15 protein-coding genes are annotated in these 19,701 nt (G+C 71.8%); 12 read left to right on the top strand and 3 right to left on the bottom strand.

What is annotated here, in order from left to right:
- Window positions 1–91: 91 nt before the first annotated feature.
- Window positions 92–2,071, bottom strand: coding sequence for a BTAD domain-containing putative transcriptional regulator (locus ACFWAR_RS36740; RefSeq protein ID WP_385787235.1), 1,980 nt, complete (start codon window positions 2,069–2,071; stop codon window positions 92–94).
- 759 nt (window positions 2,072–2,830) lie between these two features.
- Here ACFWAR_RS36740 and ACFWAR_RS36735 point away from each other — a divergent pair.
- The 10 genes from ACFWAR_RS36735 to ACFWAR_RS36690 all read left to right on the top strand — a co-directional run bounded on the left by ACFWAR_RS36735 (window position 2,831) and on the right by ACFWAR_RS36690 (window position 14,458).
- Entirely contained in the window at window positions 2,831–3,274 is a 444-nt protein-coding gene (locus tag ACFWAR_RS36735; RefSeq protein WP_385787233.1) for an XRE family transcriptional regulator, read from the top strand.
- Between the two features lie 237 nt (window positions 3,275–3,511).
- The gene (locus ACFWAR_RS36730) at window positions 3,512–4,087 is read left to right on the top strand and encodes an ImmA/IrrE family metallo-endopeptidase (protein WP_385787230.1); all 576 of its coding nucleotides are present in this window, start codon (window positions 3,512–3,514) and stop codon (window positions 4,085–4,087) included.
- Complete coding sequence (locus ACFWAR_RS36725) at window positions 4,080–5,270, top strand: MAB_1171c family putative transporter (RefSeq protein ID WP_385787227.1); 1,191 nt, start codon at window positions 4,080–4,082, stop codon at window positions 5,268–5,270. The genes ACFWAR_RS36730 and ACFWAR_RS36725 overlap by 8 nt, the downstream gene beginning before the upstream one ends.
- Before the next feature lie 240 nt (window positions 5,271–5,510).
- Window positions 5,511–5,972: a helix-turn-helix domain-containing protein gene (locus tag ACFWAR_RS36720; protein ID WP_385787224.1), complete on the top strand. Its 462-nt coding sequence runs from the start codon at window positions 5,511–5,513 to the stop codon at window positions 5,970–5,972.
- A 181-nt stretch (window positions 5,973–6,153) separates the two neighbouring features.
- On the top strand, window positions 6,154–6,681 hold the full coding sequence (locus ACFWAR_RS36715) for a regulator component (protein ID WP_385787221.1): 528 nt from the start codon (window positions 6,154–6,156) through the stop codon (window positions 6,679–6,681).
- Window positions 6,678–7,877, top strand: a complete 1,200-nt coding sequence (locus tag ACFWAR_RS36710; RefSeq protein ID WP_385787218.1) for an MAB_1171c family putative transporter — start codon at window positions 6,678–6,680, stop codon at window positions 7,875–7,877. Before ACFWAR_RS36715 ends, ACFWAR_RS36710 begins: the two co-directional genes overlap by 4 nt.
- Window positions 7,874–9,064 carry a cytochrome P450 gene (locus ACFWAR_RS36705; protein WP_385787215.1) on the top strand — a complete coding sequence of 397 codons (1,191 nt, stop codon included), beginning with the start codon at window positions 7,874–7,876 and terminating at the stop codon, window positions 9,062–9,064. The genes ACFWAR_RS36710 and ACFWAR_RS36705 overlap by 4 nt, the downstream gene beginning before the upstream one ends.
- 255 nt (window positions 9,065–9,319) lie before the next feature.
- A complete protein-coding gene (locus ACFWAR_RS36700; RefSeq protein WP_385787213.1) occupies window positions 9,320–11,347 on the top strand; it encodes a HelD family protein in 2,028 nt (675 codons plus the stop codon).
- Between the two features lie 43 nt (window positions 11,348–11,390).
- Complete coding sequence (locus ACFWAR_RS36695; protein WP_385787210.1) at window positions 11,391–13,250, top strand: DUF4357 domain-containing protein; 1,860 nt, start codon at window positions 11,391–11,393, stop codon at window positions 13,248–13,250.
- Window positions 13,247–14,458, top strand: a complete 1,212-nt coding sequence (locus tag ACFWAR_RS36690) for an McrC family protein (protein WP_385787207.1) — start codon at window positions 13,247–13,249, stop codon at window positions 14,456–14,458. The genes ACFWAR_RS36695 and ACFWAR_RS36690 overlap by 4 nt, the downstream gene beginning before the upstream one ends.
- 48 nt (window positions 14,459–14,506) lie before the next feature.
- On the opposite strand, the gene ACFWAR_RS36685 is transcribed toward ACFWAR_RS36690, so the two are convergent.
- Window positions 14,507–15,841 (bottom strand): class I SAM-dependent RNA methyltransferase, encoded by a 1,335-nt coding sequence (locus ACFWAR_RS36685; protein WP_385787204.1) that lies wholly within the window; start codon window positions 15,839–15,841, stop codon window positions 14,507–14,509.
- A 123-nt stretch (window positions 15,842–15,964) separates the two neighbouring features.
- Window positions 15,965–18,037, bottom strand: a complete 2,073-nt coding sequence (locus ACFWAR_RS36680; protein ID WP_385787201.1) for an APC family permease — start codon at window positions 18,035–18,037, stop codon at window positions 15,965–15,967.
- Between the two features lie 294 nt (window positions 18,038–18,331).
- Between ACFWAR_RS36680 and ACFWAR_RS36675 the strand changes: the two genes are divergently transcribed.
- Both ACFWAR_RS36675 and ACFWAR_RS36670 read left to right on the top strand, forming a co-directional pair.
- Window positions 18,332–19,000, top strand: coding sequence for a TrkA family potassium uptake protein (locus tag ACFWAR_RS36675; protein WP_354379042.1), 669 nt, complete (start codon window positions 18,332–18,334; stop codon window positions 18,998–19,000).
- A complete protein-coding gene (locus ACFWAR_RS36670; protein WP_283449663.1) occupies window positions 18,997–19,659 on the top strand; it encodes a TrkA family potassium uptake protein in 663 nt (220 codons plus the stop codon). The genes ACFWAR_RS36675 and ACFWAR_RS36670 overlap by 4 nt, the downstream gene beginning before the upstream one ends.
- Window positions 19,660–19,701 lie beyond the last annotated feature (42 nt).

Raw genomic sequence — 19,701 nt, 5'->3', positions numbered from 1 at the left:
GGGCCCGGGCCGCGGCGAGCCGTCACCGCGGACGGCACCCCTCCCCCGATCGCCGGTCCGGGAGCGAGTCCCGTGACCGTTCGGGGTGCCGTCAGCCGACCCTACGAAGGGCCGGTATCGACGTGCTATCGCTCGCGTGCGAGGCCTCGGCGTCCACCATCCGGTCGTACGCCGCCGTGCGGGCGACCGCGGTCATCTCCTGATGGGCGGTCTCCTCCGCGTGGAGGGAGAGCAGACCGGGCAGGCGGTAGCGGAACCAGCCGTCCGACCCCGTGTCGGAGACCTCGATCAAGGTGGCGTCCACCAGCTCCTCCAGCAGCCCCTGGGCGTCCATCGGGTCGGTGTCGAGGAGCGCCTGGGCCACCCAGACGCCGATCCGCTCGCCGCAGACGAGCCCGAGGCGGACGTACAGGGCCGCGGCCTCGCGCGAGAGCGACCGGTACACGCCGTCCAGGGAGCGGCGCAGCATGGGCGCGCCCGTGCAGAGTTCCTCCAGCCGGTGGCGAGGGTCGCCGAGCCGGGTGAGCAGGTGCGAGAGCCGCCAGTGGGGCTTGGCGACGAGCCGGGCCGCCGCGGCGGACAGGGCGAGCGGCACGTGGTCGCACAGGGTGGCGAGGCGGTGCGCCGCGGCGGCGTCCTCCTCCACCCGCCCGTCGCCCACGAGGGAGCCGAGCAGCGTGACGGAGTCCGCCGGGGCCAGCTCCTGCAGGGTCAGGCGGACCTGCGCCGGGGTCGCGAGCACCCGGCGACTGGTCAGCAGGACGCTGCACTTGCCCGCCTTGGGCACGAGGTCGTACGCCACGGTGTCGTCGGGGACGCCGTCGAGGATCACCAGGATCTGCCGCTCCTCGACCCGCCGGTGGAACTCCCGGAGCCGGTCCTGGTACTCCGCCGGGATCTGCGAGTCGGACATGCCGAGGTCCCGCAGCAGGGCCGCGGGGGCGTCCGCGGTGCCGGTCCGTTCCAGGTCGACGTGGATCTGCCCGTCGGGGAAGGCGTGGGCCGCCCGTCGCGCCCAGTGCAGCGCGAGGGCGGTCTTGCCGATGCCGGGGCGTCCCACGACCAGGCCGACGGCCGAGACACCCCCGCGGGCTCGGCGCAGCAGACCGTCGAGGGCGCGCAGGTCACGCTCGCGACCGACGAACGCGGCGGCGCCCGGCGGCAGTTCGGGCAGGGCGCAGCCGACGCTCAGCGGCCCGGCCACGTCGGTGACCGGCATCAGTGCGGAGGTTTCCTGGAGGATGGCCGTGTGCAGGTCCTGCAGGACCCGGCCCGGTTCCAGTCCGATCTCCTCGCGGAAGACCCGCTGCGCCTGGCGGAAGAGGGCCAGGGCCTCGGAGCGGTGACCCGAGCGGTAGTGGGCGAGCATGAGGGCGGCCCGCGCCTGTTCCCACAGGGGCTGTTCGGACACGAGGGCGGTGAGCTCGGCGATGATCTCGCGGTGTCTGCCCAGCTGGAGCTGGAGGGTGGCGTACTGCTCGTACGCGGTCAGGCGCCGGTGTTCGAGCAGTTCGGCCTCGGTCTCGATGACGGGGCTCGACATGTCCGCCAGGACCGGCCCGCGCCACAGGCCGAGCGCCCGGCCCAGTACGTCGGCCGCCGAGCTGGTGTCCCCGCGCTGCGCGAGCGTCTGCGCGCCCTCCACCCCGGACGCGAACTCCACCGCGTCGATCCGGTGCCCGTAGGAGCGCAACAGGTACCCGGGCGCCGCGGTGACGATCACTTCCTCGGTGTGCCCGGCGGCCTGGAAGGCCTTGCGCAGGCTGGCGACGCAGATGGCGATCTGGGTGCGGCAGGTCGCGGGCGGCCGGCCGTTCCACACCGCCTCCACCAACTGGTCGATCGACAGCACCCGGTCCGGTGCGAGCAGCAGCATCGCCAGCACGATCCGCTGCCGGGGTCCGCCGATCTCGACCCTGCGGGGCCCGACCCAGGCCTCCAGGGGTCCGAGCACCTGGAAGGTGACGTGCAGGTCCGCCTTCGCGGCGCCGTCCTGCCGTGCGTGAAGGAAGGGAGGTGACTCCTCTGTTCGTCGTAATGGCTGTGTTGGCGCGGCAATCGTCTGCTGCATGTGAATCCCCCGTGCTCGCTCTGCTTCGCCCCGCGCATCGCCAGGTGCGTCGCGCCGTGCGTCGTTCGACTGTCTTCAGATGCCTGCGGATGTCTTCGGAGGTCTTCGGAAGGTGATGACGGCCATACGACCCCGTCCGGTAGTCGTGTCGGATTCTCGTGAGGGCACGCCGAGCCGCACCCTCGCGACGTGCTCGCGGGGCCCTACGTCCGGGCACGGAGCCGCGGCGCGCCGATGGGCGGGCAGCGGGTGCCGGACGGGGCTGGGTGGGCAGGGGTGGTGGGCCCGCCGACGGCGGTCGGCAGGCCAGGAGGAGGCGAAAACGGTCGGGCGCTCGCCCGGGGCCGTCGGGCCGCGGGTGCGGCGCCGATCAGGACCCGGGGGCCACGTCCCAGATCACGGGCGCGGAGCCGCGCAGGGGCGGCTGCATCTCTCCGCGGAGGGGAGGCGCCCGCCGAGCGTCCGCGTGCGGACGATCTGGCGGGGCATACCGCTCGCGGTGGTGACGGCACGGATCGACTCGCTGGCCATTCGCTCCCCAGGTGCGAAGTCTGACAACGGGGCGTGAGGTCGAACCGCCCCCTCCTGTCCACTGGTGTTCAACTGAGTCGCCGTGTCGCCGCACGTCAGTTGAACACCCGCTCGGCGACGCTAACCCTGCGGCCTCACCGGAGTCAACTGACGTTGGATCCGCCGACCTTCGACTTACACGTCAGTTGGCGGGTATGATGCGACCCGACCAATGGAGACGGGACGCGCATGACCGATCTGGAGATTGGGCCCGCGAACAGCCTGGCTCACAAGCTGAACCACCTGTTCGCCAGCACGGCCCCCGCCGGCCGGGCAGCCCACACCACCGAGGAAGTCGCCCGCGCGATCACCGCCACCGGCGTGCCGATCTCGGGCAGTTACATCTGGCTGCTCCGCAAGGGCCAGCGCGACAACCCCACCATGCGGCACATCGAGGGGCTGGCCGCGTTCTTCGGCGTCCCGCCCGCCTACTTCTTCGACAACCGGGTCACCGACACGGTCAACGCCGAACTGGCCCTCCTCACGGCCCTGCGGGACGCGGACGTACAGCGGGTGGCCCTGCGCTCGGTCGGCCTGTCGGAGAAGACCCTGCGCTCGATCACCGAAGTGATCGACCGGGTCCGCGAACTGGAGGGGCTCCCCGTGGGCCCGCAAGAGGAACCGCACTCCTGACGGGCTCCGCACCGACTCTCCACCGGGTCCGCACGGGCTCGACGCGGGCTTCTGACAGACTCCTGGCGGCAGTTCTGAAAATTGGCAAAAAATAGTCCGGCTGAGCTATTGCCAAATGGCGAACTGTCTCGTTTCCGCCCTGGACGCGACCGGAGCGCTGTGTTCAGATAACACTCATGCCGACCCTGCAGGAGTGCCCGTGACCCGCGACGACGCGACGCCCGACACCGAAGCTTCGTGATCGTCGTGCGCTGGCGATTAAAGCCCCGGGCCCGTGCCACGAGCACGCTCGGAGAGCGGTGCGAAGAGCGGGTCCACAGCCTCGGTCTGCGCCTCGACGAGAACCTGACCATCAGTGAACTCTGCGATCACCTGGGCGAGTTGCGCCAACGCCCGGTCCGGGTGGCCGCCCTCCCGCTGCCGGCCGCCGGTCCGCACGGATTGTGGGTCTCCACCGAGGCGAACGACTACATCTTCGTCGAGGAGCGCCTCGTGCCGATCCACCAGCAGCAGGTGATCCTGCACGAAATCGGCCACGTCCTGTGCGACCACGAGGCCTCCCCCATCATGTCGAGCGACGCGTCCCGGCTCCTGATGCCCTCCCTCGACCCCGGCCTGGTCCGCCGCGTCATGGGGCGCGAGCACTCCGACGCGGAGGCGGAGGTCGAGGCCGAGCTCGTCGGCTCGCTGATCGGCCGGCGCATCAACGCGTGGGGAGACAGGCGGACATGGCCGGTGCCCCCCGAAGCCCGGGCCATCGCCCTGCGGTTGGCCGCCCTGGAATCCCCGACCCACGAGAAGTGCGTTGAATAGCCTCCTGTACCCGCTGTGTTCGGCGGTCGCCCTGCTCGCGCTCATCTACAAATCGCGGGTCCTGCGCACCGACCGCTCCGTCACCCAAGTGGCCCTGGTGGCCAACTTCCTCCTCCTCTTCATCATCTTCACGGTGTCCACCCCCTCGGTGTGGGCGGCCACGAGCGAGTTCGTCGGCATCGTCAACTTCTCCGGCCTGCTGACCCAGAGCTGCGTCGTCGTCATGACCGCGTGCCAGCAGCTCGTGCTGCTCCACCTGACGCACGGACCGCAGGCCGCACGGCGCAAGACGCTGCCCCGCATCCTGGCGCTCGCCGTGGTGCTGATCTCCATGACCGTGCTCTTCACCGGAGCAGCGGCGCAGGGCGAGACACCGGACGACTTCGCCGTCACGCACGCTCAGTACATGCCGGCCTACCTCGCCGTCTACCTCGCGGCCTTCACCGCGAACCAGGTCGAGATCGGCGTGATGGGGTGGCGGTACTCCAAGATCGCGCCGTCCGCCTGGCTGCGTCGCGGGCTGCGCATGGTGGCCTTCACCCTGCCCTTCGCGCTCGTCTACACCGGCTGCCGCACCGCCGATCTCATCGCCGCGCAGTTCGGCGGGTCCGGACGGTCGTGGGAGTCCATCGCCCAACTCGGCGTGGGGATCGCCGTCATCGTCCAGACCGTGGGGTGGATCCTGCCCGACTGGGGCCCGCACCTGACCTCCGCCGGGGACCGGCTGCGCAACCGGCGGGCGCACCGCACCCTCACCCCGCTCCACCGCACGCTCACCGCGGAGGTACCGGAACCGGTCATCCCCATGGGCCCGACCCCGGACCTGCAGACCCGGCTCTACCGCATGCTGATCGAGATCCGCGACGCCCAATGGGAGCTGCGCACCTGGATGGACCCCGAGATCGCCCGCGCCGTCCGCGCCGAGGCCGAAGCCGCCGGGCTGCGCGGCGACGAGCTCGCGGCCGTCGTGGAGGCCGGCCAGCTCCTCGGCGCGATCGAGGCCAAGCGCCGCGACCGGCGGCCCGAGCAGCCGCCGCAGACCCCCGTCGTCATCGCACCGGGCGACCTCGCCGCCGAACTCGCCTTCCAGCAGCGGCTGGCCCGGGCCATGACCTCCCCCCTCGCCCTGCGGTCGGTCGGCCGCACCGCGGCGGTGGGCGCGACGCCCGGGGCGACCCCCTGAGCCCGGGCATCGCGGCGCGGCCGGACGCCGGGCCGTCGGCCGAGCTCACCCCCGTGAAGCTCAGCCCCGCCCCGGCGCCGCCGCCACGCCCCTCGACACTCCAGTGTCGATGAAGCATTGGTAACGTACACCAGAGTGAGTGTCCGGCGTCAACCAAAGTGTTGCCGGGGCCGGCCCGATGGGCTTCGAGAAACACTGTGGTGGGCACAAGCTCGGCATCACGCCAAGGAGGACGTGTACGTGGAGGATGACCAGTCACCCACCTTCGCCCAGCTTCTGGACCACCTCTTCCGCACGGTGCACCCCCCTTCCCGGGGGCCCTACACCTACGCGGAGGTCGCCGAGGGCATCCTCAGGGCCTCGACCGGAGAGGGCCGCGGGGTGACGGCGAGCGCCATCCAGCAGCTGCGCACGGGGGCCAAGCGGAACCCGACCCGCCACACCATCAAGGCCCTGGCCGACTTCTTCGGCGTACCGGCGGGCTACTTCGTCGACAGCGCGGCCGCCGAACGCACCCGGGCGGAGATCGACCTGCTCGCCGCCATGCGCGACCAGGACGTCCGCAAGGTGGCCCTGCGGGCCAACGGCCTGAGCGTCGACAGCCTGAAGATGCTGTCCACCGTGATCGAGCAGGCCCGCAAGCTCGAAGGGCTCACCGCCGACGACCCCGCCCAGGACCTCGGCCTGAACCTGGACGACTGAACGCGGACGAACGAACGCGGACGGCCGCACGCGGACGGCCGCGCCGCGGGGCGCGGGCGCGGCGACCCCCGACCTCGAAGCGGAGTCGCGAACATGTCAGCATGGGGGCGCATCCAGCGGACTTCCGGGGCGGGGTCCGCCGCGGCCGACCACCCCCGACCGGCGCCACCAGAGTGAGGACATGGACCTTGAGCAGCTTCGCGCCGCGTGCGAGGCGCGCGTCGAGGCGCTCGGGCTCCCGCACCGCTTCAGCACCCGCGACCTGCGCGACGCCGTGGCCGAACAACGCGGACGCCCCATCATCCTGCGCCCCTTGAGCACCCTGGGCGCCGCGGACGCTCCGTGCGGCATCCGCCTGGAGACCCCGGACGCCGACCTGTTGTTCTACGAGGAGGCCACCTCCCCCCTCCACCAGAACCACATCCTCGCCCACGAGATCAGCCACATCATCTGCGACCACCCCGGCAGCCTGGAACTGGACCGGGACACCCTGCGCGCGATCGGGTTCGACCCCACCCTCGTGCAGCGCATGTCCGGTCGGACCAGCTACACCAGCGAGGACGAGCGCGAGGCCGAGGTGATGGCCAGCGTGATCCGACAGCTCATGTACCGGGGGCGCGAGGCCCCGTCGAGCCGGCCCGCCAGCGGCGCCGAGAGCTGGGACGCACTGTTCGCCGAGCCACACAGGAAGAAGCGCCACCGGAAATGATCGACATCCTCTTCTCGGGCACGGCCGTCGTGCTGCTGTGCTTCGCCGCCTACTGGGTGCGCGGACGCGGCGGGCACCGGCCCACGGGCAGTTGGGCGATGGCCGCACTGCTGACCTCGTTCGCCCTCGCCTTCGCCTCGTACGCCCCGGCCGTGGAGCGCGCGGTCGAATCGGTGGTCCCCCACGTCGCCCGGCTCCTCAGCAACTCCTTCACCCTGACGGCGGCCACCTCGGTGCTCGCCTTCCTCTTCCAGCTCAACCTGGACCGCGAGCGGGCCCATCGGCAGATTCGGCTGCGCGTCATCGCCCTCGCGCTCTGCGTCGCCGGCATGACCGCGTTCTTCGTCGCCGAGCAACTCACCGGCCGCAACCCCGCGTTGTACGCGTGCTACGTGCTCATCTACATCTCCTACCTGGGGTACACGGCCAAGGACTTCCTGCTCCAGACCTGGGCCCAGTCCACCCGTTCGACCCGCCGCAGTCAGCGCTGGGGCCTGCGCACGACCTCGGTCGGCTGCGGCTTCGCCCTCGTCTACGCGGCGTACAAGCTCTTCGCCCTGGTCTCCATCGGCCTCGGCCTCGGGCTCGTGCCCGACCACGCCCGGTGCTCGACCCTGGTGACCCCGCTGCGCTGCACGTTCAGCGTGACCGCGCCCGCCGTCGCCGTGCTCCTCATCACCCTCGGGCTCACCCTCCCCGCCCTGCTGTGGCCGCTCAGCCGACTGCGCCGCCGCCGCTGGGAACGCAACTCCTTCACCGCGCTGGAACCCCTGTGGCGCGAGGTCACCTCGGCGGTCCCCGAGGTCGTGCTGGACCCGGGCGCCACCGGCGCCGACGCCCACGACCTCGACTTCCACCTGCACCGCCGGGTCATCGAGATCAACGACTGCGTCCTGGCCCTGCGCCGCTACCGGCAGGCGTCGGTACGGGACGCGGCGGCCGCCGAGGTCGCGCGCAGGGGCGCGACCGACACCCCCGAGGGCGACGCCGAGGTGGAGGCCGCGGTCATCGCCGCGGCCGTCCGTGCCAAGCGTTCCGGCCTCCCCCTCGACGGCGAGGAGGCACCGCCCGCCGCCGGCACCCGCTCCCGCAAGGGCGACCTCCCGGCGGAGACCGCGTGGTTGCTGCTCGTGGCGGGCGCCCGCGCGGCCCACCCCGCGCGGCCGGAGCCCGAGACCGCGGGAGCGGGCTCGTGAGCGCCCCGCGCCAGGACCCGCTGCGCGACCCGCGCTTCTTCGCCGACCCCTACCCCACCTACGCCGGGCTGCGCGCGGACTGTCCCGTCCAACGGGTCCCCACCGGCTCCGGCGGACACCACTCGTACCTGATCACCGGGCACGCCGAGGCCCGCGAGGCGTTCACCGACCCCGGCCTGTCCAAGGACACGGTCCGCTTCTTCGCCGACAAGCCCTCGAACCGCGACCTGCACCCGGCGATCTCCCGCAACATGCTGGCGAGCGATCCCCCCGGGCACACCCGCCACCGGCGCGTGGCGACGCCCCTGTTCACCACGGGCCGCGTCCGGCAGCTGCGCCCGTTCATCACCCGCGTCGTCGACGACCTGACCGCCGCGTGGCGACCGGGAGACGAGGTCGACCTGGTGGCGGAGCTGGCGGTGCCCCTCCCGGTCACCGTCGTCTGCGAACTGCTGGGCGTGCCCGAGGCCGACCGCGCCACCCTCGCGGCCCATTCCCACGACCTCTTCGACGCGACCGACACCGCCCGCGTCGACGCCGCCTCGCACCACATCGGCGACTACCTCACCGACCTCGTCGACGCGGCCCGCGCCGCCCCGGGCGAGGGCCCGCTCCACTCGCTCGTGCGCGACTGCGCCGAGGGCGGCCTCGACCGGGACGAGACCGTCTCGCTGGCCGCCCTCCTGCTGGTCGCCGGGCACGAGACCACCACCCACCTCATCGGCAACGCCGCCTTGGCCCTGCTCCGCCACCCCGAGGCGTTCGACCGCCTGCGCCGGGACCCGGAGCTGATCCCCGGCGCCCTCGACGAACTGCTGCGCCACGACTCCCCGGTGAGCGTGGCCACCTTCCGGTACAGCACGCGGGACCTCCGGATCGGCGGGGTCGACATCCCGGCCGGCCACCCGGTGCTCATCGCCCCCGGCGCCGCGAACCGCGACCCGGCGGCGTTCCCCGACCCGGACCGCCTCGACCTCGACCGCGACGCCGGCGCCCACCTCTCCTTCGGCCACGGCATCCACCGCTGCCCGGGCGCCCCCCTGGCCCGCGCCGAAGCCGAAATCGCCCTCCGCGCCCTCCTGACCCGCTTCCCGAACACCCACCTGGCCGCCCCCGCCACCGACCCGACCTGGCGCCGGACCCGCCTCACCCGCGGCCTCACCGCCCTCCCCCTCACCCTGGCCTGACGGCGGCCCGATATCGCGCCCACCGACCACCGGGGGTCGGCCGACCCCTTGCGAAATGAATTCACATAACGCGGGAGGGCACAGAATTCCCCTTTCCACAAACCGAATAGAGGACGCGGGGCCACGCTTTCCCGAGCAAGTCAAGACTTACCTTCGCGGAAATTCGACCCTATGGTATGGCTCGAATCGAAGGAGCCCGTGTTGTCGAAGACGAATGACCCGGCCGTGCATGCGGTTGAATCCGAGCGCGCTCACGTGTCCTCCTTGTACGAGCTGCTCGGCGAGCGGCTCTCCGAGGCCCGGGCGAGCCGGGCGAGGGTGCTGAAGGCCCCGGCGAAGGGCGCCGGCGAGGCGTACGAGAGGGAGGTCGCCGCCGAGCGTCTGACCCGGGAGATCGACCGACTGGAGGGCGCCGGAAGGGGCCTGGTCTTCGGCCGCATCGACCGGACGGACGGCACGGCCCTGCGCATCGGGCGGATCGGACTGCACACGGAGGAGGACGATCTGCCGCTGCTCGTGGACTGGCGCGCGAGGGCGGCGCGGCCCTTCTACGAGGCGACACCGGTCCACCCGATGGACCTGCGCCGGCGCCGCCACCTGCGCCTCGAAGGACGCACGGTCGTCTCGGTGAGCGACGAGCTCCTCGACGGCACCGCCCCGACCGCCGAAGACGTCGTCGGCGACGGCCCGTTGACCGATGCCCTGGCGGCGCGCCGTACGGGCACGATGGGGACGGCCGTCGCCACGCTGCAGGCCGAGCAGGACGCGATCGTGCGCTCCGCCCACCGCGGGGTGACGGTGGTTCAGGGCGGCCCCGGCACCGGCAAGACGGTGGTCGCCCTGCACCGGGCGGCGTACGTCCTGTACGCGTTCCCGCGCGCCGCGGAAGAGGGCGTCCTGGTGGTCGGCCCGAACACCCGGTTCCTCGACTACATCTCCCAGGTCCTTCCCTCGCTCGGCGAGAACGACGTCGTCCTGGCGACCTGCGCGGAACTGGCCGGAGTGGCCACGGACGCGGTGGAGGCCTTCGACACGGCCCGCCTCAAGGGCGGTTGCGACCTCGCCGACGCCCTGGCCGCCCTGCTGCGCGGCCACCAGGCCCCCTCCGGCGGCTTCGCCGTGCGGGTCGGCCGGGAACGGGTCCACCTGCCCGCCGAGGAGGTCGCGGCGGCGCGCGAAGCGGCCCTCGCCGCCGCACCGGGGCACGACCCCGCGCGCCGGGTCTTCACGGAACTCCTGGTCGACGCCGTCGCCGACGCCATGCGACGGGACGTGGGCGACGTCCTCGACCGGATCGACGCGGACACCACCAGGATGACCGGCCTGGACCTCGACCGCTTCACGGGCGCCGCGGGGCGCCGCGTCGAAGGCGCGGCCGCACCGGGTCCCGTCCACGAACTGGACCTGGACGCCTTGCGATCCGACCTCCTCGACGACCCCGGCGTCGACCGGGCGGTCGAAGCGCTGTGGCCGCGGCTGACCCCCGACGACCTCGTGCGGATGCTCCTGACGAACGCCGGGGCCCTCGCCGAGCACCTGCCCCGGCTGACCGCCGGGGAACGCTCCCTCCTGCTGCGCGCCCCGGACGCCCCCTGGACCGATGCCGACGTACCGCTGCTGGACGAGGCGGCGAGCCTGGTCACCGGTCCGCCGGAGCGCACGTACGGGCACGTCGTCGTCGACGAGGCCCAGGAACTGGGCCCCATGCAGTGGCGGATGATCCTGCGCCGCTGCCCGTCCCGGGCGATGACCCTGGTGGGCGACTTCGCCCAGGCGGGCCCGGTCGCGACGGCGCGCGACTGGCACGAGGCGCTGGCCCCGCACATCGGCCCGCGCTTCAACCTCCATACGCTCAACGTCAGTTACCGCACCACCCAGGAGATCCTGGAGAGCGTACGGGACCTGCTCACCCGGATCGCCCCCGCCCAGCAGCCCACCCGCTCCCTGCGCGGCGGCGAGCCCCCGCGCACGGTGACCGCGCCCCCGCACGGCTCGCTCCCCGCCCTCGCCCGGGAACTCCACGCCCAGCGCACGGCCCACCCGGGCGAACTCCTCGGCGTGATCTGCGCGGACGCCAGGGTCGGCGAACTGACCGCCCACGGCATCACCGACCACGCCCGCGTCGTCCCGGTCTCCGAAGCCCGCGGCCTGGAATTCGACGGCGTCGTCGTCATGCACCCGGAGGAAATCATCGCCTCCCGCCCCGCCGGTGAAAGAGACCTCTACGTAGCCCTGACCCGAGCCACCAAACGCCTGTGCACCATCACCACCCGGCCCGCCTGAGCCTTTCCGTCCAGTAGGCCGGAGAATGCCTTTGACCAAGGCAATGAGGAAGAGAAAGGATCCGATGGTGACGGACCCGTACCCGGAGTTCCGCCTGCGGCTGCCGAACGGCGGCCCGCTGGCGCGCGGACGGCAGACCGACGAGATGGGGACGAACGGCAGCCGCCGGTTCGTCGTGGGCCCGGGTCAGCCCGTCCGGGCGGAAGCCGTACCGTCCTTCCCCAAGCGCGTGGCTTCCGCACACCGGCTCCGGGAGCAGCTCGTCGCCGAGGGCCGCATCAAGCGGACGACGACCTGGCCCGACTGCCTGGAGACGGCCGACACCATCACCTTCAACTCCTCCTCCGAAGCGGCGGCCGTCCTCACCGGGAGCAGCGCCAACGGATGGACGAGCTGGAAGACCGAGGACGGCCGACCGCTCGGCGACTTCATGCCCGATGCCTCCTGGGGCCCGAACCGCGCGTGGCTGGTGCGCGGCTCCAACGTCACCGGCGTCGACCTCGTCCAGCGCCTGTGGCTGCCCGAGGGCAGGGTCACCCTGGCCGCCTCCCGCCTGCGGCAGGGGGTGGGGACGGGCATCAGCAAGGAGCGGGTCCGCACCCTCGTCCAGGAGGACTACGGGTCCACGGCGACCTACAGCCAGAAGCAGGACCTGGTGGAGGAGCTGCACGCCTTCCTGTCCCGGATGAAGCCCGGGGACACCCTCTGCACGATCTCCGGCGGGCGGCTGTACCTCGGGGAGATCACCGGGGAGGTCGAGCAGACCGAGTCCGAGGACCACCGCGCCAACCTGCGCCGACCGGTGACCTGGCAGGAGCAGGGATACGCGTACGACGAGTTGCCCGAGGAGCTCCAGCAGAAGCTGTCCGTCCAGCACGACGTGGTGGAACTGACGACCGTGCAGGCCGTCCTCGACGGTCTCGGGCTCACGGACGAGGAGCTGGCCGACGAGGCCGAGGCGCTGGAGCGGGATCCGGGCGCGGAGGTCCCGGCCATCGCCGCCCGGCGGGAGCTGGAGCTGCCGGAGCCGACCGACGAGCTGGCCGCCGAACTGCTGGTGCACCGGACCGACTGGCTGCGGGAGGTCCGGGACCTGCTGTGGGACGAGCGTCAGCTCGTGCTGTACGGGCCGCCCGGCACCGGCAAGACCTACCTGGCGCTGAAGCTGGCCGAGTTCCTCGGCGGCGGACCGGAACAGGTCAAGCTGGTGCAGTTCCATCCCTCCTACGCCTACGAGGACTTCCTGGAGGGGTTCCGCCCGCGGGAGGACCCCGAGACCCGTGAGGTCGCGTTCCGGCTGACCGCCGGCCCGCTGCGCGAGCTGGCCGACCTGGCGTCCCGGGAGGGCAACCGGCACGTCCCGCACTTCCTGATCATCGACGAGATCAACCGGGCCAACCTCGCCAAGGTCTTCGGCGAGCTGTACTTCCTCCTGGAGTACCGCAACAAGTCGGTCCGACTGCCCTACTCCGGCGACGACTTCGCGCTGCCCCCGAACCTGTTCGTCATCGGCACCATGAACACCGCGGACCGCTCGATCGCCCTCGTGGACGCGGCGATGCGGCGCCGGTTCGCGTTCGTGGAGCTGTCCCCGCGCACCGAGCCCACCAGCGGGCTGCTGGGGCGCTGGCTCGACTCCAAGGGGCTGGACCCCGAACCGACCGAGCTGCTGAGCGCGCTCAACGCGCGCATCGAGGACCCGGACTTCCGGATCGGGCCGTCGTACCTGATGAAGAAGGGCGTCCATCGGGACGGCGGCCTGGAGCGCACCTGGCGGACGAAGATCCTCCCGCTGCTCGAAGAGCACCACTACGGGGAGGGCGTGGACATCGAGAAGCGGTACGGGCTCGACGCACTGCGCCGATCGCTGCCCCGGCGGCCCGCGCCCGAACCGCTCGCGTGAGCCGGGTCGTCGAGCTCGTCGAGCACGCCCCGGCCACCAGCCACGTCCTGCCGGACGCCGTCGGCCGGGCACTGGCCGAGGCCCGGATCGTCGACGCCTCCCCCGACCCGTACGCGCCGGGCCGGTGGCTGCTGCGGGCCGGGAGCAAGGTCGGCGCGGTGTCCGTGGGCGCAGCGGACGGCGAAGCACCGGTCACCGTCCGCGTCACGCCCAAGGTGCCCGTCGCCCGGCTGTTCTTCCTGCTCGGCCACAGCCTCGCCCCGAAGGACCCCTGGCAAGAGGGCCGGGTCGAGGTGGACGACCGGCGCGAGCTGCTGCCCGCGCTGGCGCACGCCGTGGAGCGGCAGATCGCCGCGGCCCTGCGCCGCGGGCTGCTCCAGGGCTACCGGTCGACCGAGGAGAGCGCCCTCGTGGTGCGGGGGCGGATCCGCGAAGCCGACCAGATACGGCGCCGCTTCGGGGCGGCGCTGCCGGTCGAGGTGGTGTACGACGAGTTCACCACCGACATCCCGGAGAACCGCATCCTGCGCGCCGCCGTGGAGCGGCTGCTGCGCCTGCCCGGCGTACCGCCCGAGGTCCGCCGGCGTCTGCTGCACCAGCGCACCCGCCTCGCCGACGCCACTCCCCTGATCGCCGGTCGGCCGCTGCCCGCCTGGCAGCCCTCGCGCCTCAACACCCGCTACCGGCCCGCCCTGCACCTGGCCCGTGCCGTGCTCGCCGGGTCCTCGCCCGAGCACGCCCGCGGCGGGCTGCGCATCGACGGATTCCTCTTCGACATGAACAAGCTCTTCGAGGACTTCGTGACGGTCGCCCTGCGCGAGGCGCTGCGCGGCTCGGAGTGCACCGGCGCCCTCCAGGATCCGCACCACCTCGACGAGGCGGACGCGATCCGGATGAAGCCGGACCTCGTGGTGTACCGGCCCGACGGCACCCCGCTCGCGGTCGCCGACGCCAAGTACAAGGCCGAGAAGCGGGACGGCTATCCGGACGCCGACCTGTACCAGATGCTCGCCTACTGCACCGCGCTGGGACTGCGCGAGGGACATCTGATCTACGCGAAGGGAAACGCCCCGCACGCCGCCCACCGCGTCCGGCACGCGGGCATCGTCCTCCACCAGCACGCCCTGGACCTGGACCAGGAACCGACCGCCCTCCTGGCCGACATCGCCTCCCTGGCCCACCACCTGGTCACCGCACCGCCCCCATGACCGAACGCCCCCGAAAGAGCCCGACCCCCGAGGACCCGGACCCCCGGATCAGCCGGCCTTCGCGATGGGCTCCAGGATCGCCACGCACTCCACGTGGTGGGTCATCGGGAAGAGGTCGAAGACGCGCATCGTGCGGACCTTGTAGCCGTTGTCCTTGAAGTACGCCAGGTCGCGGGCCAGGGCCGCCGGGTCGCAGGCGACGTAGGCGATGCGGCGCGGGGAGAGGCCGGCCAGGTGGCGGACGGTCTGCTTGCCGGCGCCCGCGCGGGGCGGGTCCAGGACGATCAGGTCGCACTCGCTGATCTTGGTGCGCGGCAGGACCTGCTCGACCTTGCCGTGCTCGATGCGGACGCGCTCCATGTCCTGGAGGTTGTGCCGGGCGTCCTCGACCGCGCGCTTCGTGGACTCGATGCCGAGCACCGCGCCCGTGTCGCCGAGCCGCTCGGCCAGGGCGCCCGCGAAGATGCCGACGCCGCAGTAGAGGTCGAGGGCCATCTCGCCCTTGCGCGGCATCAGGCCCTGCATGACGGCCTTGACCAGGGTGTCGGCCGCCTGCGGGTGGATCTGCCAGAAGCCGCCCATGCCGACGCGGTAGGTGCGGCCGTCGGAGCGCTCGCGGACGAAGGCGCGGCCGTGGACGCGGTGGACGCCGCCGTCCTTCTCCTCGACCCGCAGGACCGAGACGGGCTTGTCCAGCTCGACCAGCGGCAGGCGGCCGCCGGGCTGCGGGGTGAGGACGACCTGGCGGTCCCCGGAGCCGGAGGCCGCGATGGCCTCGACGGCGGCCAGCTGGGGCCACTCGCGCTTCTCGATGCCCAGCTCGGTGACGCCCGGGGAGGCGATCAGGCACTGGTCGACCGGCTGGATGTCGTGCGAGCGGTGCTTGCGCAGGCCCGCGCGGCCGTCCTCGTCGATCGCGAACTGCACCCGGGTGCGCCAGGCGGGGACCTGTCCGGCGGGCAGCTTGTCGCCCTCGGCGGGCAGGACCGTACCGTCCCAGCCGGCCTCTTCGGGGGTGAGCCCGGCCAGGCGCTGGAGCTGCTCGGCCACCACCTCGCCCTTGAGGCGGCGCTGGGCGCCGGGCTTGGCGTGCTGCCAGTCGCAGCCGCCGCACTTGCCCGGGCCGGCGTAGGGGCACGGGGCCTCGATGCGGTCCTTGGAGGCTTCAAGCACGGTCACCGCGTCGGCGCGCAGGAAGCGGGAGTCCTCGTCGCCCTCGGTGACCTTCGCGATGATCTTCTCGCCGGGCAGGGTGTGCCGGACGAACAGGACCCGTCCCTCGGCGGTACGGGCGATGCAGTGGCCGCCGTGGGCTACGGCGCCGACCTCGACCTCGTACTCTTCCCCGACCAGTGACTTCTTCGTCTCGTTCTGCTCGGTCATGTCGGGGGAACTCCAAGGATCAAGGGCGAGATGTGCAAGGTCGTACGGGAGCGCACGAGAACGGCCGGACAGCCGACCCACCAGTTTACGTGGATCTCGTCCGGCCGTTCACCAACCATCGGGCTACTTCGACGCCGCGTCCTTGTCCTTCGACTTCGGCGGCCGGGGCGGGCGCGGCGTGTCCACGGGACCGCGGCGCACCGCACCCGGGGCGTTCCAGTCCTGCCGCCGCTTGGCGCGCTTCTTCGCCAGCTCGGAGGACTCCAGCTGGTAGGGCACCGAGGTGACCATCACACCGGGGGTGAAGAGCAGTCGGCCCTTGAGCCGCAGCGCGCTCTGGTTGTGCAGCAGGTGCTCGTACCAGCGTCCGACGACGTACTCCGGGATGTAGACGCTGACGGCGTCGCGCGGGTTCTCGCTGCGCAGCCCCTTCACGTACTCCACCACCGGCCGGGTGATCTCCCGGTACGGCGAGTCGAGGATCTTGAGCGGAACGTTGATCCCGCGCCGCTCCCACTCCTGGCGCAGCGCCTTCGTCTCCACCGGGTCGACGCTGATGCTGAGCGCCTCCAGGGTGTCCGAGCGGGTCAGCTTGGCGAAGGCCAGGGCCCGCAGCGTGGGCTTGTGGACCTTGGAGACCAGGACGATCGAGTGGATCCGGGACGGTCGCACGCTGTCCTCGGAGGGCCCGTCGGCCGCCGCGATCTCCGCGGAGACCCGGTCGTAGTGCTTGCGGATCGCGGTCATCGTGCCGTAGAAGATCACCATTCCGAGCAGGGCGACCCAGGCGCCGTGCGTGAACTTGGTGGCGAGCACGACGACCAGCACCAGCCCCGTGAAGATCGCACCGAAGGTGTTGATCGCCCGGGAGCGGTGCATCCGGCGGCGGGCCGCCGTGTCCTTCTCGGTCCGCAGGTGGCGGTTCCAGTGCCGGACCATGCCGATCTGGCTGAGCGTGAAGGAGACGAACACGCCGACGATGTAGAGCTGGATGAGCTTCGTCGAGTCGGCGTCGTAGATCCACACCAGCAGCATCGCGGCCCCGGCGAGCAGCACGATGCCGTTCGAGAAGGCGAGCCGGTCACCGCGGGTGTGCAGCTGGCGCGGCAGGTACCGGTCCTGGGCCAGGATCGAGCCGAGCAGCGGGAAGCCGTTGTACGCGGTGTTGGCGGCCAGGAAGAGGACGAGCGCGGTGGCCGCGGCGAGCACGATGAACAGGAAGCTGCCGTTGCCGAAGACGGCCTCGGCGACCTGGGAGATCACCGGGTGCTGGACGAATCCGGAGCCGACCGGGACGCCCTTGTCGAGCAGGTCGCTGGCCGGCGTCTCGGCCATCTTCACGTCGGTGGCCATGGCCAGGCCGATGATGCCGCAGAACATGGTCACGGCCAGGCCGCCCATGAGGGCGAGGGTGGTCGCGGCGTTCTTGCTCTTGGGCTTGCGGAAGGCGGGGACGCCGTTGCTGATGGCCTCGACGCCGGTGAGCGCGGCGCAGCCGGACGAGAAGGCCCGTAGCAGCAGGAACACCAGCGCGAAGCCCGCCAGGCCCTGGTGCTCGGCCTTGATCTCCAGATGGGCCGTCGGGGCCTCCATCGTGTCGCCCATGACGAGGCCGCGCCAGGCGCCCCAGGCGATCATCACGAATACCGCGCCGACGAAGATATAGGTCGGGATCGCGAAGAGATTCCCGGATTCCTTCACTCCGCGCAGATTCATCAGCGTGAGCAGCAGAATCATGATCATCGCGGCGAGCACTTTGTGCTCGATGACGAAATCGACGGCGGAGCCGAGGTTCTCGACGCCGGAGGAGATGGAGACGGCGACGGTCAGGACGTAGTCGACCAGCAGGGCGCTGGCCACGGTGAGGCCCGCCTTGGGGCCGAGGTTGGTGTTGGCGACCTCGTAGTCGCCGCCGCCGCTCGGGTAGGCGTGGACGTTCTGCCGGTAGGAGGCGACGACGGTGAACATCAGCACGACCACCGCCACCGCGATCCACGGGCTGAAGTGGTACGCCGACACGCCCGCGATCGACAGGACCAGCAGTACCTCGCCAGGGGCATATGCCACTGAGGAGAGCGGGTCGGAGGCGAAGACGGGTAGGGCGATCCGCTTGGGGAGGAGCGTTTCTCCGAGGCGGTCGCTGCGTAGCGCCCGGCCGATCAGGATCCGTTTGGGCACGTCGGTCAGTTTGGACACGCAGAGGATCGTAAGCGTTGGGAAATTCCGCTGGCCAACCACCACCCCCAGGTCGGCGTATTTGCAGACCACAGGACCCCAACAGACGACACTGGGGTCACACTGGTGACCGCCCGTGTGTAGCTTGGGCCACGGTCTGAGACCCTGTTAAGCCTGAGCAGGTAACAAGGCTGGCCCCCGCGGAACCTTGAAGGAACGCCGACGGAACTCCGAGGGAACCCCCACGGAAGCCCGACGGAGGCCCGGAAGCGATCCGCGGCAGGCCGCCAGCCGCCGACAGCCGGAAGGACGGCCGTGCACATCGTCATTATGGGCTGCGGAAGGGTGGGCTCCGCCCTCGCGCAGACCTTGGAGCAGCAGGGGCACACGGTCGCCGTGATCGACCAGGACCCCACCGCGTTCCGCCGGCTGGGGGCGTCCTTCGGCGGCCGCCGCGTCACGGGCGTCGGCTTCGACCAGGACACCCTGCGCGAGGCCGGCATCGAGGAGGCGGGGGCGTTCGCCGCGGTCAGCAGTGGTGATAATTCCAACATCATCGCCGCCCGGGTGGCCCGCGAGATGTTCGGCATCGAGAACGTCGCCGCCCGCATCTACGACCCCAAGCGCGCCGAGGTCTACCAGCGTCTGGGCATCCCCACCGTCGCGACCGTGCGGTGGACCGCCGACCAGATGCTGCGCCGGCTGCTGCCGTCCGGGGCCGAGCCGCTGTGGCGCGACCCGAGCGGCGGGGTCCAGCTCGCCGAGGTGCACACCTCCGCCGCCTGGATCGGGCACAAGGTGAGCAACCTGCAGGAGGAGACCGGCGTGCGCGTCGCGTTCCTCACCCGACTGGGCGAGGCGATGCTGCCGACTTCCCAGACCGTGCTCCAGGAAGGCGACCTCGTCCACGTGATGATGCGCACGGACGAGATCGAGAAGGTCGAGGCGGCCTTCGCCGAGGGCCCCGAGGAGGCACACGCATGAGGGTCGCGATCGCCGGTGCAGGCGCCGTGGGCCGCTCCATCGCGGGCGAACTGCTGGAGAACGGGCACGAGGTCCTCCTCGTCGACAAGGCGCCGACCGCCATCTCGGTGGAGCGGGTGCCGCAGGCCGAGTGGCTGCTGGCCGACGCCTGCGAGATCACCTCGCTGGACGAGGCCGCGCTCCAGCGCTGCAACGTGGTCATCGCGGCCACCGGTGACGACAAGGTGAACCTCGTCGTCTCGCTGCTCGCGAAGACCGAGTACGGGGTGCCGCGCGTGGTGGCCCGCGTCAACAACCCGAAGAACGAGTGGCTCTTCAACGAGGCCTGGGGCGTGGACGTCGCCGTCTCCACCCCGCGCCTGATGTCGGCCCTGGTCGAAGAGGCGGTGAGCGTCGGCGATCTGGTCCGGCTGCTGCGCTTCAGCCACGGCGACGCCAACCTCGTCGAGCTGACCCTGCCGCCGGAGTCCCCGGTCGCCGGGACCCAGATCAGCGAGATCAGCTGGCCCGAGGACACCTCCCTGGTCACCATCATCCGCGGCAACCGGGTGCTGACCCCGCACCCGGAGGAGACCCTGGAGTCCGGCGACGAACTCCTCTTCGTGGCCGCCCAGGCCCGCGAGGAGCAGCTGGAGGAACTCCTCCAGGCCCGCCGCTGACGAAGTACGGCCCCGACGGGAAGGGGCGGGCGGCCCGAAGGC

This window comes from Streptomyces sp. NPDC059917 (genome assembly GCF_042730635.1).
GTDB lineage: Bacteria > Actinomycetota > Actinomycetes > Streptomycetales > Streptomycetaceae > Streptomyces.
The sequence above is the reverse complement of the archived record's forward strand: the minus strand, read 5'-3'. Positions and strand labels throughout refer to the sequence as shown.

What these genes read in the sequence shown, in the direction of transcription:
- ACFWAR_RS36740 (WP_385787235.1), bottom strand. Translation starts at nt 2,071, where the DNA reads ATGCAGCAGACGATTGCCGCGCCAACACAGCCATTACGACGAACAGAG.
- ACFWAR_RS36735 (WP_385787233.1), top strand. Translation starts at nt 2,831, where the DNA reads ATGACCGATCTGGAGATTGGGCCCGCGAACAGCCTGGCTCACAAGCTG.
- ACFWAR_RS36715 (WP_385787221.1), top strand. Translation starts at nt 6,154, where the DNA reads ATGGACCTTGAGCAGCTTCGCGCCGCGTGCGAGGCGCGCGTCGAGGCG.
- ACFWAR_RS36710 (WP_385787218.1), top strand. Translation starts at nt 6,678, where the DNA reads ATGATCGACATCCTCTTCTCGGGCACGGCCGTCGTGCTGCTGTGCTTC.
- ACFWAR_RS36695 (WP_385787210.1), top strand. Translation starts at nt 11,391, where the DNA reads ATGAGGAAGAGAAAGGATCCGATGGTGACGGACCCGTACCCGGAGTTC.
- ACFWAR_RS36685 (WP_385787204.1), bottom strand. Translation starts at nt 15,841, where the DNA reads ATGACCGAGCAGAACGAGACGAAGAAGTCACTGGTCGGGGAAGAGTAC.
- ACFWAR_RS36670 (WP_283449663.1), top strand. Translation starts at nt 18,997, where the DNA reads ATGAGGGTCGCGATCGCCGGTGCAGGCGCCGTGGGCCGCTCCATCGCG.